A 17,135-nucleotide genomic window follows, 5' to 3' on the forward strand; every position below is an offset into this window, starting at 1 on the left:
TAAATGTGGATTGATTTTGGACAGGGATTGGAATGCGGCACTGATGATTCTAAAAGTAGCCTTGAGTACGGTAGGGCATACCGGAACTTGGATCGAAGATCCGAACGCTTCAGGAGATTTGGCCGCTACTTTGGTTGGAGTAATCCAGTCGCAAGCAAGCTGAGTCTATGAATGAAGAATCCCCGTCCCTTTAGGGCTCTTGAGTGTCAAATTCATCAAGACCGGAAAACCTCATGATTGCGCTATATCTGGTTTGGTCATCCGATTTTAGATTTTGGATTTTGCATTTTGGATTGGCTGGGCTTTGAAAGATTGGCAGTAATGAACAGTGAACAGATCGACGATCGAGATTTTCCTCCCTAACCCCTAACCCCTAATCCCTAATCCCTAACCCCTAACCCCTAATCCCTAATCCCTAACCCCTAATCCCTAATCCCTAATCCCTAACCCCTAACCCCTAACCCCTAACCCCTAGCCCCTAGCCCCGACGCCCTCATGTTAATCTCGCTGCGGATTGAAAATTTTGCTCTCATCGATCGCCTGGAGTTAGTATTCGGCCAAGGTTTGAATGTCTTGACTGGCGAAACTGGGGCGGGAAAGTCGATTATTCTCGATGCGATCGATGCGGCTTTGGGAGGTAAAGTTACCAGTAGGTCGATTCGCACAGGCGCACAACGCGCTCTGGTGGAGGCGACTTTTAAACTGACGCCGGACTTGGCCCAATGGCTCAACGAGCAAGAAATTGACCTTCTGGATGAAATTTCTTTGGTTTGCAGTCGCGAAATGACGACAAATCAAACTGTCCTGCGTAGCAGTCGATCGCGCATCAATGGGGTGGTGGTCAATCGACAGCAGATCGAGCAATTGCGATCGCGTGTTGTGGAAATTACAGCTCAAGGTCAAAGCGTTCTGATCGGGCAACCAGCCCATCAACGTGACTGCTTGGACAGTTTTGGCGGTGCCCCCCTGCTTCAGCAACGACGAGCGGTTTTTCAGGCATATACAGCCTGTCAAGAGGCATTTGCTCACCTGGAAGGGCGACGGCAATCAGAGCAAATGCGCTTGCAAAAGTTAGACTTACTGGAATTTCAACTCAAAGAACTGAGTGCCGCTAAACTCGAAGAACCCGATGAATTAGAACATCTCGACCAAGAACGTCAGCGCCTCAGTCATGTGGTAGAACTGCAAAAGCAAAGCTATCAGGTATATCAGGCTCTATATCAAAATGATGGCGAGGCGGATGCGGCGGCGGACATTCTGGGTGAAGCAGAAGCGACTCTCATCGATATGGTGAACTACGATGTGCAGCTGCAACCGATCTTAGATATGGTAAGCGCTGCTTTGGCTCAGGTGGAGGAAGCGGGACGACAAATTAATGCCTACGGTGAAGGTTTGGAAGCCGATCCGCAGCGCTTGGAAACGGTGGAACAGCGCATCCGAGACCTGAAGCAAATTTGCCGCAAGTATGGCCCGAATCTGGCAGAGGCGATCGCATATACCGAGCGCATCCAAACTGAGTTAGAAGAACTGCAAGGCGGCGGTCAGTCGATCGAAGTGTTAGAGCAAATATATCAAGAGCGAAAAGCCATTCTTGTGGAAGCTTGTGCCGATCTGACACAATTGCGTCGCAGCGCCGCTGGTGAACTGGAAGCACGCTTGGTATCGGGACTGAAACCTCTAGCAATGGAAAAAGTGCAGTTTAAAGTCGAGATCGCTCCGAGTCCCCCTACGGCTGCCGGTGCTGACAAGATTACCTTTTTGTTCAGTCCCAATCCAGGCGAGCCTTTACATCCTTTGACAGAAACTGCCTCTGGGGGAGAAATGAGTCGTTTTTTACTGGCTCTCAAGTCATGTTTCACTCAGGTAGATTCTGTGGGAACACTAATATTTGATGAGATTGATGTAGGGGTTTCCGGTAGAGTGGCGGCGGCGATCGCTCAAAAACTCCATCAACTATCCGTACATCATCAAGTCCTTTGCGTGACCCACCAACCCCTGATTGCTGCTATGGCCGATCGTCACTTCCGAGTCCATAAACAAGTCATCGATACTCAAGACTCACAAATCCCCGATCGCCATCTATCCAACGCTCAGAACTCAGATGTTCGCACTGTGGTGAGGGTGTCTTCCCTGGATAACCATCTCACTCGCAGCGAAGAACTGGCTCAGCTTGCTGGCGGACACTTTGCCACTGAAGAGATCTCCTTCGCCTTCGGCGAATCCCTGCTCGCACAAGCTGCTTCTCGCCGTCAAAGGCAGCAATTGCCACCCAGTTCTCAGTCTGAATCTCTGCCAGATTCCGATTCGCAAACTGAATCTGCGATCGACAGAACTTTAAATAATCCTTAACATTGCGACCGAAGTACGGGTTATAGAGTATTGGTTAGGGCGTCGGCCAGAAGAGGGAAGGAATTCTAAACTGTTTATGCAAAGCTCATGGTTTGCGGAAATCCTACAAATGCAATTGCGGCTCTTGGTTTGGCTTAAAAATATTGTCAACCCACCAGACAAGTACAAAATTTGGTAATCATAGCCACAGATATTCGGTGCTGCGATGTGAAAATTAGCAATGATAATCTTAAAAAATTAGGTAGCCTTCGCTACACCCATTTATTCTATGCTTAAACCCAAGTAGCAGAGTAAACTTATCTGTAAATTAAGCTTGTAGGGTTTTCACATACTCAATCTGTAACTCCAATACTTTATAAAGAACTATGATCGCATCGCGTTTGCATCTGCCATCTGTTGCACAGACTGCCATTGTGATAGATGTAGTCCCCTACATTAAAACTCAGTCCGTGCATAAAATGGCACAGGTTCATCCTTCTGAAGCCACTGTAGTTGACGCAGTTCGACCAACAGAAGCTCAACTTGTGTCAGAAATAACACAACCTCATACTCCCGAATCCACTGTCATTGATAAGGTTGCAGAAGAGGAACTTCAACCCGTACAGGAAGAATCCCAGGCGGAAGAGCTGGAGGATTTCTGGGCAAGTCCAACTGATAATACAGAGAAAAACGGAGACAAGGAGAAGAAAGCAGACTTTTCTTTCCAAACAACAACGAGCAACAGCACCCATGATGATGAGACTCCGACGATCGATGTAGCCTCAAAAGTGGAATATGAGTCGGTGCAGCAAGTATCCTTAACTGACGATCGCGAGACTCGGACGATCGATGTCGTCCCGCAAGTGCAAGCGAAACCACAGCATCAAAAAGCACAACAGCATACTGGGGAGGCGAAAACGATCGATGTAGTTCCGCAAGTGGAAGCAAAACCACGTCATCAAAAAGTACAACAGCAGACTCATGAAGCGCGGACGATCGATGTCGTCTCGCAAGTGGAACACAAGCCACAGCATCAAAAAGTACAACAGCAGACTCACGAAGCGCGGACGATCGATGTCGTCCCGCAAGTGGAACACAAGCCACAGCATCAAAAAGTACAAGTACATAACGATGAACCTCGGACGATCGACGTTATCCCGCAAGCGGAACACAAGGCAAAGTATCAAAAAGCACAAGTGGAGAGTTATAATGGCAGGACGATCGACCTGGCCCCAACAGAGGAAAGAGAGCCAGCCGATCGAAAAAACCAATCCAACTCTTATGAGTCGAGTCCTGGTAGTTCGTTGGCTAGAAGGGGAGATTCTTTTGCAGGATTTCTCGCTCCCCTAAATAAAGATTCTTTCAAAGAAGTAGTTACCGGCGTTGAAGACAAACTGCGGGTAGTGAATCAAACCCTGACCATGCTGACCAACAGCGAGGGTTTTGATGCGATTCTGCAAGATATGTTGAATGCGATTACCCTGAAAACTGGGGAATTACTGAACGCCGATCGAACAACAATTTACTTATTGGACGAAGAAAAGAACGAACTGTGGTCAATTGTGGCCAAAAATGAAGATGGTCGCCCTCTAGAAATTCGCTTTCCGGCGACGCAAGGAATCGCAGGCGAGGCAGCTACATTCCACAAAGTTATCAATATTCCCTACGATTTCTATAACGATCCGCGCTCTGCATTTGCCAAACAAACAGACAAAAAAACAGGCTACCGCACGTATACAATGTTGGTACTGCCTTTGTTGAACGAAGCAGGAGAATTAGTCTCCGTTGTGCAATTAATCAATAAGTTAAAAACTCCCAACAATCCGAGCATATCGTTAGCCGAGCGCATCGATCTCAACGGCTTTACAGATGAAGACGAAAGAGTTTTTGAAGAATTTGCACCGTCAATTCGTTTAATTCTAGAAAGTTCCCGCTCTTTCTATATGGCTACTCAGAAACAGCGGGCAGCTGATGCGCTGATCAAAGCCAACCAAGCTCTAAGTCAGAGCAGCCTGGACTTGGAAGACACCCTCAAACGGGTGATGGACGAAGCGAAGAAGCTGATGAATGCCGATCGCAGTACCCTTTGGCTCATCGATCACGATCGCAATCAATTGTGGACAAAAATTCCCATCCAAGGTGAATTAAAAGAAATCCGCATTCCCAGAACGGCAGGTTTCGCTGGTATGGTTGCGGAAACCCGCGAACCGCTGATGATACCTTTCGATTTGTATAACGATCCGCGTTCGGAGACTTCCAAACAAACCGACCAAAAGTCGGGTTATCGCACTTGCAGTATGTTGTGTATGCCCGTGTTTAATGCCAATAACGAGTTGATTGGTGTGACGCAATTAATCAACAAGAAAAAACAGGGGGATTGGCCGGACTACGACGCGACTAAATGGCCGGAAGCACCGGAATGCTGGAAGGCTAGTTTTAATCGCACCGACCAAGAATTTATGCAGGTGTTTAATATTCAAGCTGGCGTTGCTTTGCAAAATGCCAAACTGTTTGCCACAATTAAGCAACAGGAACAAATGCAGCGAGATATTCTCCGCAGCTTGACTAACGGTGTAATTTCCACAGATAAAACGGGTAATATTATCGCTGCCAATGAAAGCGCGAAACGATTGCTAGGGTTTAGCGAAGAAGAAAAAGTTGAGGGCAAACCAGTTCAAGAGTTGGTGCAAATTAAAGACAAAGAGGAACAAGACGATCGGAAATTCGCTCGCTGGTTTGAAATGGCTTTGACGCCTGCGGATGATAAAAAGCGCCACCAATATTACCCGGATCAAATATTAGAGAGCCTTGATGGCGAACAGCACAGCGTCAATCTGTCAATTAATACGATCGCCGATGGCAGCGATCCTACTAAAATAGGCGGCGCTTTGGTCGTAATGGACGACATCAGCGATGAAAAACGCCTCAAGAGTACGATGTATCGCTATATGACTCAGGAAGTCGCCGAACAGCTGCTGGCAAGCGGCGATAATTTCAAGATGGGAGGCGATCGCAAAGAAGTTACCGTCCTGTTCTCAGATATTCGCAGCTACACCACCTTGACCGAAAGTATGGAAGCGGAAGAAGTGGTGCAAATGCTCAACGAATATTTCGAGTCAATGGTCGATGCTGTCTTCCGTTACAAAGGTACCCTAGACAAATACATTGGCGATGCGATCATGGCTGTCTTTGGTGCATTTGTCCCATTGGCAGATCATGCCTGGATGGGAGTGCAAACAGCCGTAGAAATGCGCCATCGCTTGGCAGAATTCAATGCGAAACGCCGCGAACATAACCAGAAAGAAATTAAGATTGGTATTGGTATCAATTCCGACGTTGTGATTAGCGGTAATATCGGTTCTTCTCAACGTATGGAACTGACTTCCATCGGAGATGGCGTCAACCTGGGTTCGCGTTTGGAAGGTGCTAGCAAACAATATGGTTGCGATATTGTGATCAGCCAAAATACTTACGAACCTTGTGCCGATCGCATCTGGCACCGGGAACTTGACTTCATTCGCGTTAAAGGCAAAAACGAACCGGTGAGGATCTACGAACTGGTAGGTTTGCGTCACGAACCGATTTCCGACCAAAAGCTGAAATTGATCGATATTTACCACGAAGGACGAAACTATTACCTGAATAAGGAGTTTCGCAAAGCGATGAATGAGTTCGCCATCATTCTGGAAGATATGAGTATCCCCGACAAAGCAGCTTCGCTATATCTGAAGCGCTGTCAGCACTGGCTGGACAACCCGGAATCTGTAGAAACAGAATGGGATGATGGAGTTTGGACTCTGACAGAAAAATAGGCTTTGGTAATTTCAGATTTCTGATTGCAGATTTCAAATTTAAAAATACAATTTGAAATCTGCAATCTAAAATTTAAAATTTCCTTCCCGATTTCAAACTAGCGCCAGAGATGGTTCTCTGTCATCTTCCTGCCAGTTGGCGTTACCATCGTCAGTGCAGGCAAGATGTGCGATCGCCCTATCTAAAATATCAAACCCCTGTTCGAGAGTTTCGATTACCGATAATTGACCCCGCAATTCACCAGCACCTGCAAAACCTTTCGCGTACCAAGTCATGTGCTTGCGTGCTTGTCTAATTCCCGGTTCTCCCTTGTATTCCCACAACATTTGCAAATGGTCTTTCGCACATTCCAGCCGTTGAATTGGTGTTGGCGGTTCCTTCTCTTTCCCCGTTTTCAAGAAATAGTCAACTTCTCCCACTAAGAAAGGATAACCCAACGTTCCTCGCGAACACATCACCCCATCAGCACCAGTTTCTTCTAAGCAACGTACCGCAGCTTCCACAGAAAAAATATCGCCATTGGCAATCACGGGAATAGAAAGAATTTCTTTCACTTTACGAATCCATTCCCATCTGGCATTGCCATTATAACCTTGAGCGCGAGTGCGACCGTGAACGGTAATCATTTTCGCGCCAGCATCTTCCATCCGCTTGGCAAAATCGAGAATAGTTATTTCTTTATCCGACCAACCGATGCGAGTTTTTACGGTGACTGGAACATCCACCGCTTTGACTACTTCCCTCACAATTGCCTCAGCTACTTCCGGTTGTCGCAATAAAGAAGAACCGCCACCATTTTTAGTAATTTTATTGACGGGACAACCCATATTGATATCAATTGTATCTGCGCCTTCTGCCACTGCTTTAATAGCAGCTTCAGCCAAAAAATCCGGACGACAGTCAAACAGTTGAATGCTAATCGGTCGTTCGTTCGGGTCTACCTCCATAATTTTGGGCAACTGTTTGACGTAATGCAGTCCCGTCGCATTCACCATTTCCGTGTACATCATCGACTCTGGCGCGTAGCGACGCACTAGGCGACGGAATACCAAGTCGGTGACGCCAGAGAGAGGTGATTGCAGCACCCGGCTATTTACTTCAAACTTGTCTATTTTCAGAGGAGTGGAGAGTCTGGCTTGCAGACTGGGAGATAGAGATAGCATATCGACTGGAAGGCGATCGAGCTTTTCTATTGTAGATTATTCTTAGGTACTTTGTTGCGCTTCAGCGCTCTTTAAGATAGCGCTAAAGCGCAACAACATAGTTTTTTATTCTGGTAATTCGCCAAATCTTTCCCGATATCGAGCGAGTAATTCTTCTGCGGTCAGATAGCGATTACCTCGCTCATCAAACCAATACAATACCTCAAGTTGCGATCCCCCATCATTATACCTACCTCTGCCAATTCCCAAACCTACTTCCGGCATCCAAAAAGGCTCGCCAATTTGCTGTTCGTACTCGCCATTAACTAAACGATAAACTTCAAAAGGTTGATGTTGGTCACGTCGCCAATAGTAAGGATTATAAACCACATAATACAATACACCTAACTTTGCATAAATATCCATCTTTTTATCGTATTCGCCGCCGTAAGTTTGCGAGACTATTTCTAGGGCAAAAATCGGGGGAATATTGTTTTCTTCCCAAACCACATAACTGACGCGCAAAGCATCGCCTTTAAACCGTTCTACTCCTAAACTCAAGAAGCCGTCAGGAACAACGGGTACGAGAGGACTAACTCCCGTCGTGTGATAGATTGCCATATCCACGCCAAAAAACCAATCATTGCGCTGGTTCCAGTAGAATTTGAGCAAGAATAAAAGTAAATTGGGAATAAAGTTTTGATTTTCGTTATCCACAGGCGTATCGTCGGAATTAGGGAGTTCAGCACCAGTTGGTAAGCGAATTTCGCGATCGAACTGTACCATAATAGGCTGGCCGATAATTGATTAATTAATTGTATCACTGAGAAACCGGGTGTTGCCAGACAAAGGAGAAGAGAGCAAAATCGCGAGCTTATACAGTATAGACCATCGCGCGATCGCGTCCCTGATTCTTGGCTACATAAAGCGCCTTATCTGCATTAGCAATTAAATTTTCTGGGTAGGTTTCTGCGGTTGGAATTAAACTGGCTATTCCCAAACTTAATGTAAGATATTGGCTGACTTCAGAATTAGCGTGTGGAATAGCGAGAGATGCGATCGTTTTTCGCATCGACTCGGCAACTGTTAATGCTCCTTCTGTATTAGTATTAGGCAAAATTGCGATAAACTCTTCGCCACCGTAACGAGCAACTAAATCTATGGAACGTTGGGTAACTTTCGCAATATTTTGCGCGACCAGCATCAAACAATCATCTCCCTCTTGATGTCCGTAGCTATCGTTATAGAGTTTAAAATAATCGATATCAATAATAATTATAGCCAGAGGTTTTTGTTCTTCTTGGTGTATTTGCCACTCTTTAGCAAAATAGTTATCAAAGCAACGTCGGTTGGCAATTTTGGTGAGAGTATCTATGTTGCTTAATTCTTCCAGTTTTGAATTAGCCTGCTCTAAAGCATGATTAATTTGAATCAGCTTTTCAGCTTGAGAGCAAGATTGTTCTAATAATTCTGAATGCTTTAATGCGACACTAAATTGGGCAGCTAACTGTTGTACAAACTGAATTTCAACCGCTGTCCAAGAACGCGGAGAGCTACATTGATAAACGCACAGAAGTCCCCAGAGATGGTTTCCTTCGAGCAGTGGGACTGTAATTTGAGCTTTGATTTGAAATTGATCTAGTAGTTTAAAATAGCATTCTTTGAGTTCGGCTTGATAAATATTTGGGATAACCTGAACGCGCCCTTCTTGATAGAGAATTGCATATTTATCGCCAAAACAATGATCCTGGATATTGACAGCAATGGCGGAGTCATACATTGGCAAGACATTTTCTGCAATAAATTTTCCATTGCCAAAATTAGATTCAGGATCGAATTTAAAGATGCCAACTCGATCCACCTCAAGAACTTTGCGAATTTCCCGAACAGTTGTCTTGAACAAACTCTCCATATTCAGAGATTCGCGAATTTGGGCAACCAAATCAAATAAAATTTTCTGCCTTTGATAGGCTTGATTTAATGCTGTTACTTTTTGCTCAGCTTGAATCAAAAGTTGTGCTTGTTGAACAGCAAAACCCAATTGTGAGGCAACTTTTCCTAAAAACTGAATATCTGATTTTTTCCAATCATAAGGCTTTGAATGCTGATAGGCTGAAAGGACTCCCCACAATTGTTTGCCGATAAAAATTGGTGCAGTGGCGTAGGCTCGAATCTGAAATTGCTCTAAAATTTCGAGATGACAAGGGGATAAACCTGCCGTATAAATATCTGAAACACTTAAAATTTCGTTGTTGCGATATCGCCCACCTTTATTCTCTTGAAGATAAGAATCATTCCAGACAGTATTCTTTTCCATAATCTTGATATCATCAACTTCTGGCTCGACAAACTCAAAGTCACTGACAAATTCTCCTCCCCAATTTTCATAAAAACGATAAACTGCTATTCGCTCTACCCGGAGTAGTTTACAGGTTTCCTTAGTGGTTGTCCGAAAGATGGTTTCCAGATCCAGAGAAGCACGGATTTTACTGATGACTCGATATAAAGCTCTTTCTTGCGCTTCTTTTTTTTGCAGTTCAAACTCTTGTCGAGCGACTTGGGCTTCTAATTGACTGATTGTAGGCAATTTTAAAATGCTGCAAGCCGAATCCACAGTTTTTTTAGCAAAAATTCGCCAAATGGACTCGGACTTCTTAGAGGACATAATATTTTCAATCTCCTATTCTGAAAGCTACATGATGCTCGATCAATAATTTACCAGGAAACCAGCCTAAAATTATAACGGCTGCTTAGAGCGCTCCCCATAAATTTTTACCAGCTTATCCCCTGGATTAACCAGTAAAATTATCTCACAAAAAGGCACATTGGGACTATGCTAATGCCGATAAACAAGGTCAACAGTAGTTTATAGTTACTTTAAAAAAAGTGTAATTTCACCAAATTGTTGGCTTAATTGTCGCGGCACTATTGCAAGTGAATTGAGAAATTTCCCAAGGCCATTTGTCGTTCGATCGCCAACGGACGCGCTCACCGAAAATATTCCAGATTTCTACGTTAATTTTTCCGTTGCCCCACACTCTTGGTAAATATGCTTCCGCTCACCTCCTTGCCACGACACTGATGGCATAGATGCACAGATTAATTCCTCTTTCATCCCTGCATCCGCGTTCAAATCCGCGTTGTGTTCCCCACATTTTCCCATCCAGACGGCAAACACGACTAATTGATTACAGTTCGCCCTAAACCCCAAGTCGGTGGATGTGCCTACTATTAGTTCTAGTGACAGCGATCGACTGATGTAAAGCGATCGCAGCTGCACAACCTCTCCTGAAGGCTAACCGTCCCCCCAAGGTACGGGAAACCCCCCTTCAAGAGAAGGCACTCTTGCGATCGATATAGAGATTTGGCAATTAAACTCAAAAAGCCGTCAGGACGGGTACGAGAGGACTAACTAAAACGATCGATTAATGATTAATAAATCTTATCTAATATTTCCAGCTTAATTTAGGCTATATTTATTATCATTATTCATTTGCAGCCTAATTACACCTCCTATTAAACATAAAATATATATATATATATATATAAAGTATTGATCGGAAAAGTAAACTCTGCAATATTGATTGGATACACATTAAGAGAAGCAAAATGCTTACAACATCTTTAACAATTCTTAAATTTAAACGAGCAGGGTAAAGTCTTTCCTACTCTTAGAAAATCTGCTTCAGATTATCAAGAATATACAGGGATGCCCCTACCAATAAGCCAGGACTTAAGTTCCCTGTGAGTCTGATTGATTATCATGTAAATAAACGATACTAAAAAAACACAACCATACTCAAAAACTAATGATGTTTTACACAAAGACTTGGCAAAGCATATTAATTATTACAGGTATGGCAGTTTGTGCCTCCTCCATCTATACCTGTAATGTTCAGGCTCAATCTTTGATTGAGAAAGAGAATCTATTAATAGCCCAAAATCTAGGGGGAATAGCCCGAAAAATACCCCTAGAAGAAATAGCACTTCCAGCGATGTCTTCAGCAAAGACGGCGACAAATGCTGAATTTAACCAAGCCCTAATTGAACTGAAGTCAGATGGTTCGTTAATATACATACTCAGAGGGAAAAACCAACAAGGCTTTGAAGTTGAAGTACAAGTTACTCCCAGTGGCACTGTTATTCAAGTTGACGAGCAAATAGATTTCAGTGCAGTTCCTGAAATTGCCGTAAAAGCTTTCAAACGATGGGCACCAAATGACCAACTTATCAGCACTTGGCGGAGTACCCGTCTTGGGGAAGTTTTCTATCGATTTACCATTCAGGATTTTTGGTTAGAAATTGCTACTGATGGCAGTAAAATCATCATTTACCAAAAAAAAGTTCGGTATTAGTAAATCAAAAACCAGTTGCCCGCAGAATATAATTCTGCGGCTACACAAACCAATTCGACAAGACAAGGACTAATGGAAAATCAAGAATTTGGCTTACGTATCAACCTTACTTAATAAAGATACTCATGCAGAAATTTATCATCGGGGAATGGCAAAAAATTTTCACTGCCACATTAACGATAACAACAATTTGTTTCAGCACTAATGCTGCTTGGGCGCAATTACTCAGGGGGGCTGGTGATTCTTTTGCTGAACCTCTTTATCAGCGTTATAGCAGAGAATACGAACAACAAACAGGAGAAAAGTTCAAATACACTATTATTGGTAGTGGTGGTGGGATTCGGTTATTTATCAAAAAGTCGATCGACTTTGCCGCTAGTAGTTTAATTCCTACTCCCATTGAGCAAAATCAGATGGAAGATGGTTTGCTAATGGTGCCCACGGGTGGAGGTGCATTAGCCATTGTTTATAACCTGCAAAATGTGACAAGCGAGGTCAAATTATCCCGTGATAAACTGGTAAAAATATTTACAGGTCAAATTACCAATTGGCAACAACTTAATACAAAGTTTCCCAATCAAAAAATCCAAGTGGTAGTTTGTGCTGACAATTGCGGTACTAGCTTTATTCTCACTAAATACTTAAACAAAATTACGGCGGGAAAAGTCCCAGCCAGTAGAAACCCTAATTGGGGATTTAAGGTATTTTCTGCCTTGACTGAAGATGGTCAAATAGCGGGAGAAATAGGTAGAATTAATGGTGCGATTGGCTATGTCCAAAGCAACTTTGCTCAGACGAACAATCTTTCTATTGCCAGTATTGAAAATCAGACTGGTCGTTACGTTAAACCCACTCTAGCAGAAACCGAGAAAGCCCTAGCGAATGTCAAGTTTAATGATGATTTAACCACTGAAGATATCAAAGATCCAGAAGAGGGTTATCCTTTGGTGAGTTTAACTTGGCTGCTAGTTTATAAAAAGTATCTCAACGAAGATACACTGAAAGCAACTAAAAACTTATTGCTCTGGATTTTAACTAAGGGTCAAACATTTAATGAGGAGTTAGAGTACACAAAAATTCCCGAAAATGTCTCCCAAAAAGCGATAGAAGCTGTCAATAATGAATTGAAACTTCGACCTTATTAAAGTTGCAGAAATTGTGATGCACTCGCTGTGCATACTCAAAGCGGTTGTAGTTGTGAAATTAACCAGTCAAAAAATTATGAAAAACTTGAATGTGTCATTTCCTATCACCTCAGTAATACTGAGTTGGAATTTACTAATTTTATCTCCAGTCCTCGCCCAAGTAAATTTCAACTCAAATCCTGTTGGGTCAGAATCTTTAAGTAATTCAAATGTAATTTACACGCCTTTAGTTGACCAACTATCCTCTCAGAATGAATTCCCTTTAGTAAGTTCTAATTCAGAACCTAAAGTTTCACAAACTCCTGTTCAGCAAATCGAAAGACTATATAGCAGTTCTCCTCCTAACTTGGGCGAAAACATCACCAATGTCCATCAGTTGGAAGATGTTACTTCTGACGATTGGGCTTACGAAGCATTACGTAATTTAGTAGAAAAATATCGCTGTATTAGTGCTTTCCCTGGGAGAAATTTTCGGGGCAATCGAGCTATGACACGTTATGAATTTGCGGTTGGCTTAAATACTTGCCTACAGAGTATTAGACGTTCAATAGAAAGTTTAAATAATAAATTTCCTCAGCAAGAAGATTTGGTCGTTATCGAAAGATTGCAAGCAGAATTTGCTACAGAACTTCAAAATATTACGGCCAAAATAGACAAGGTGTCACAGCGAGTAAATTTTCTCCAAGAGCATCAGTTTAGTCCTACTACAGTTTTACGGGGTATAGGGCTGTGGGATGTAACTACTGCTTTTGGTGACAAAAAAGCAGTTTCTCCAGAAAGTCACTCTGACGAAGAATTAAAGGAAAATTTAACTCTATCAGCAGCAACAATACTTATTTTTGATACGAGTTTTACTGGTAAAGATAGGCTACGAACTCAAGTGGTAGCAGGGAATATTAACAGTTTGGGTAGTAATGTAACTGGCACAGAAATGACTCTTTTGGTCGGGGGAATAAATACTAATAATAATGTGCGGTTAGGGTCATTATTTTATCAATTTCCTATAGGGAAGCGCGGGATAATATCTATTGCTCCTGTTGCGGACTTTCCCACTCGCATTTTTCCGGTTTTTAATCCTGTTAGCGCGATATCAAATTTTGGTGCAGTAAGTCCTATTTACTCTTTTGCTTTTGGTAGTGGTGGAATAATTTATTATAATTTAACTGACAACCTAGCTGCTGGTATCACTTATTTAACCACTTCTGCTAGCAAAGTGAAAGAGGGGCTGTTTAATGGTCAATATACCGTCTTGACTCAAGTAAGCTATACTCCATCCGAGCAAATTGGGGTTGCTTTTACTTACGGCCATTATTATGCTCCGGAACCAGGTGCAACTATTAACATAACTGGGAGTAAGGGCAGCACATTCGCTCAATTACCTTTTGGTGAAAGTACGGCGACTTCCTCCGATGCTTTTGGCTTACAATTTACTTACAAACTCAGTAGTAAATTAATATTAGGTGGTTGGCTTAGTTACTTTAATGCTAAAGCTGAGGGTTCTCCCAGCGTTAGTGGTTTAAATGGTTATGCGGGTTCTCAAGCGGATATTTGGAGTTGGGCATTTACCGCTTTTTTATCAGATTTAGGGAAAGCAGGCAGTCAATTAAATTTTGTTTTTGGTATGCCACCAAAAGTGATAAATAATGATATTTTTGAACGTGAAGATCGGGATACTTCTTTACATTTTGAGTTATCTTATAGCTACCCGGTAAATGATAGAATTTCTATCACTCCGGGATTTTTTGTAATTACGAATCCAGAGCATAATGCAGAAAACTCTCCGATTTGGATGGGATTGCTCCGAACCACGTTTATATTTTAGTGATGTGCAGGGGCGAAGTATTTGGAGGAAAAATATAGGGTTTTGAGCGATCGATTGTTGCCGAAATACTTCGCCCCTACTCAGATCGGGCACTAAGGCCAGAAACCGGCTTTTTTACAGTTAAACCAAGCTCAAAGTGTCAACTTTTCGTACAAAAACCTGATTTCCGATCTGCCAAAACTCCCATTCAGACGGCAAACACGACTAATTGATTACGGTTCGCCCTAAACCCCAAGTCGGTGGATGTGCCTACTATTAGTTCTAGTGACAGCGATCGACTGATGTAAAGCGATGACAGCTGCACAACCTCTCCTGAAGGCTAACCGTCCCCCCAAGGTACGGGAAACCCCCCTTCAAGAGAAGGCACTCTCGCGATCAGTATAGAGATTAGTCTTTCTTTGAATCACAGTATTGAAGCTGGAAAGCGCTGCTCGATCGACTCGGCGATCTCAGTTTGGACTCCTACACTCCCCCTGGATTCGGCTGATAAATCGAGATGGAAAAATTTTGTAGTTAATGGAACCGGAAAGCTCTTATGGCAAAAGTAGTTGGAATTGACTTAGGTACGACTAACTCCTGTGTGGCTGTAATGGAAGGTGGCAAACCCACAGTAATTGCCAACGCAGAGGGTTTTCGGACTACACCTTCCGTCGTAGCCTACGCGAAAAATGGCGATCGCCTCGTCGGTCAAATCGCCAAGCGCCAATCGGTAATGAACCCGGAAAATACGTTCTACTCCGTCAAGCGCTTTATCGGTCGTCGCTTTGAGGAAGTTACCCACGAAGCTACCGAAGTATCTTATAAAGTGTTGCGCGACGGTAACGGCAACGTTAAACTCGACTGTCCCGCACAAGGCAAACAATTCGCTCCTGAAGAAATTTCCGCGCAAGTTCTGCGTAAGCTGGTAGACGATGCCAGCAAATACTTGGGCGAAACGATTACCCAAGCAGTAATCACCGTTCCCGCTTACTTCAACGACTCTCAGCGTCAAGCTACGAAAGACGCGGGTAAGATTGCCGGTGTTGAAGTGCTGCGGATTATCAACGAACCTACCGCTGCTTCTCTGGCTTACGGTCTGGACAAAAAGAGCAACGAAACCATCCTAGTATTTGACTTGGGTGGCGGTACGTTCGACGTATCTATCCTGGAAGTTGGCGACGGCGTGTTTGAAGTGCTGGCAACTTCTGGCGATACTCACCTGGGTGGTGATGACTTCGACAAGAAAATCGTTGACTTCTTGGCAGAACAATTCAAGAAAGATGAAGGAATTGAACTGCGGAAAGACAAACAAGCACTGCAACGTCTGACGGAAGCTGCTGAAAAGGCGAAGATTGAATTGTCTAGCGTTACGCAAGCAGAAATCAACCTGCCTTTCATCACCGCAACTCAGGAAGGGCCGAAACACCTGGATGTAACGCTGACGCGGGCTAAGTTTGAAGAACTCTGTTCGGATTTGATCGATCGTTGCCGCATTCCGGTGGAAAATGCGATCCGCGATGCCAAAATCGACAAATCTGCGATCGATGAAGTAGTGTTGGTAGGTGGTTCTACCCGGATTCCCGCCGTGCAAGAGTTGGTGCGCCGCACGATGGGTAAAGAACCCAACCAAAGCGTTAACCCCGACGAAGTAGTAGCAGTTGGTGCGGCAATTCAAGCTGGCGTTCTCGCTGGTGAAGTGAAAGACATCCTGCTGCTTGACGTGACGCCGCTGTCTCTGGGTGTAGAAACCTTGGGCGGTGTGATGACCAAGATTATCCCTCGCAACACCACCATTCCTACCAAGAAGTCGGAAGTTTTCTCGACTGCTGTTGACGGTCAAACGAATGTGGAAATCCACATTCTGCAAGGTGAGCGGGAAATGTCCAACGATAATAAGAGTTTGGGTACTTTCCGCTTAGATGGAATTCCGCCAGCTCCTCGTGGCGTACCTCAAATTGAAGTGACTTTCGATATCGACGCTAACGGTATTCTCAACGTCACGGCTAAGGATAAGGGTACTGGTAAAGCTCAATCTATCAGCATCACCGGTGCTTCGACTCTGCCGAAAGATGAAGTTGAGCGGATGGTTAAGCAAGCCGAACAAAATGCGTCTGCTGATAAGGAACGTCGCGAAAAGATCGATCGCAAAAACCAAGCCGACTCTTTGGCATACCAAGCTGAAAAACAACTCAGCGATTTGGGTGACAAGGTTCCCGCTGCTGACAAGACCAAGTTGGAAGGCTTGATCAAAGACCTCAAGGATGCTGTTGCTAAGGAAGATGATGAGCGCATCAAGACTTTGATGCCGGAAGTGCAACAAACTCTGTTCAGCATCGGTAGCAGTATCTATCAACAAGCTGGCGGCGCTGCTCCTGGTGACCCTGGCGATCCCGGCGCTGGCCCTGGTGGCCCTACCGGCGGCTCTTCTGGCGGCGGTGATGATGTCATTGACGCTGAATTCTCTGAAACTAAGTAGTCATCAGTCATTGGCTTTTGATAAGTAATTGTTGTTGAGAATACCCCGCCAAGCTTGCGCTGTGGCGGGGTATTT

At 44.0% G+C, this 17,135-nt stretch carries 10 protein-coding genes and 1 pseudogene; 7 read left to right on the forward strand and 4 right to left on the reverse strand.

Annotation, left to right across the window (positions count from 1 at the left end):
- From H6G03_RS38195 to H6G03_RS21290, 3 genes and pseudogenes are all read left to right on the forward strand, one after another.
- Positions 1-194, forward strand: a pseudogene (locus H6G03_RS38195) (RNA-guided endonuclease TnpB family protein); the annotation flags it as partial.
- A 301-nt stretch (positions 195-495) separates the two neighbouring features.
- Entirely contained in the window at positions 496-2,349 is a 1,854-nt protein-coding gene (gene recN / locus H6G03_RS21285; protein WP_190468018.1) for a DNA repair protein RecN, read from the forward strand.
- Between the two features lie 1,199 nt (positions 2,350-3,548).
- The gene (locus tag H6G03_RS21290) at positions 3,549-6,140 is read left to right on the forward strand and encodes a GAF domain-containing protein (RefSeq protein ID WP_456057578.1); all 2,592 of its coding nucleotides are present in this window, start codon (positions 3,549-3,551) and stop codon (positions 6,138-6,140) included.
- Positions 6,141-6,233: 93 nt separating this feature from the next.
- On the opposite strand, the gene dusB is transcribed toward H6G03_RS21290, so the two are convergent.
- From dusB to H6G03_RS21310, 4 genes are all read right to left on the reverse strand, one after another.
- Positions 6,234-7,304, reverse strand: coding sequence for a tRNA dihydrouridine synthase DusB (dusB, locus tag H6G03_RS21295; RefSeq protein ID WP_190468021.1), 1,071 nt, complete (start codon positions 7,302-7,304; stop codon positions 6,234-6,236).
- A 105-nt stretch (positions 7,305-7,409) separates the two neighbouring features.
- The gene (locus tag H6G03_RS21300) at positions 7,410-8,069 is read right to left on the reverse strand and encodes a Uma2 family endonuclease (RefSeq protein WP_190468024.1); all 660 of its coding nucleotides are present in this window, start codon (positions 8,067-8,069) and stop codon (positions 7,410-7,412) included.
- Positions 8,070-8,157: 88 nt separating this feature from the next.
- The gene (locus tag H6G03_RS21305; protein WP_190468027.1) at positions 8,158-9,948 is read right to left on the reverse strand and encodes a diguanylate cyclase domain-containing protein; all 1,791 of its coding nucleotides are present in this window, start codon (positions 9,946-9,948) and stop codon (positions 8,158-8,160) included.
- 345 nt (positions 9,949-10,293) lie between these two features.
- Positions 10,294-10,563 (reverse strand): hypothetical protein, encoded by a 270-nt coding sequence (locus tag H6G03_RS21310; protein WP_190468030.1) that lies wholly within the window; start codon positions 10,561-10,563, stop codon positions 10,294-10,296.
- 529 nt (positions 10,564-11,092) lie between these two features.
- On the opposite strand from H6G03_RS21310, the gene H6G03_RS21315 reads away from it, so the two are divergent.
- The 4 genes from H6G03_RS21315 to dnaK all read left to right on the forward strand — a co-directional run bounded on the left by H6G03_RS21315 (position 11,093) and on the right by dnaK (position 17,060).
- Complete coding sequence (locus tag H6G03_RS21315; RefSeq protein WP_190468033.1) at positions 11,093-11,638, forward strand: hypothetical protein; 546 nt, start codon at positions 11,093-11,095, stop codon at positions 11,636-11,638.
- A 125-nt stretch (positions 11,639-11,763) separates the two neighbouring features.
- Complete coding sequence (gene pstS / locus H6G03_RS21320) at positions 11,764-12,783, forward strand: phosphate ABC transporter substrate-binding protein PstS (RefSeq protein WP_190468036.1); 1,020 nt, start codon at positions 11,764-11,766, stop codon at positions 12,781-12,783.
- Between the two features lie 52 nt (positions 12,784-12,835).
- Positions 12,836-14,605, forward strand: coding sequence for an iron uptake porin (locus H6G03_RS21325; RefSeq protein ID WP_322111949.1), 1,770 nt, complete (start codon positions 12,836-12,838; stop codon positions 14,603-14,605).
- A 535-nt stretch (positions 14,606-15,140) separates the two neighbouring features.
- Positions 15,141-17,060, forward strand: coding sequence for a molecular chaperone DnaK (gene dnaK, locus H6G03_RS21330; protein ID WP_190468040.1), 1,920 nt, complete (start codon positions 15,141-15,143; stop codon positions 17,058-17,060).
- Positions 17,061-17,135: the final 75 nt, after the last annotated feature.

This window comes from Aerosakkonema funiforme FACHB-1375, assembly GCF_014696265.1.
GTDB lineage: Bacteria > Cyanobacteriota > Cyanobacteriia > Cyanobacteriales > Aerosakkonemataceae > Aerosakkonema > Aerosakkonema funiforme_A.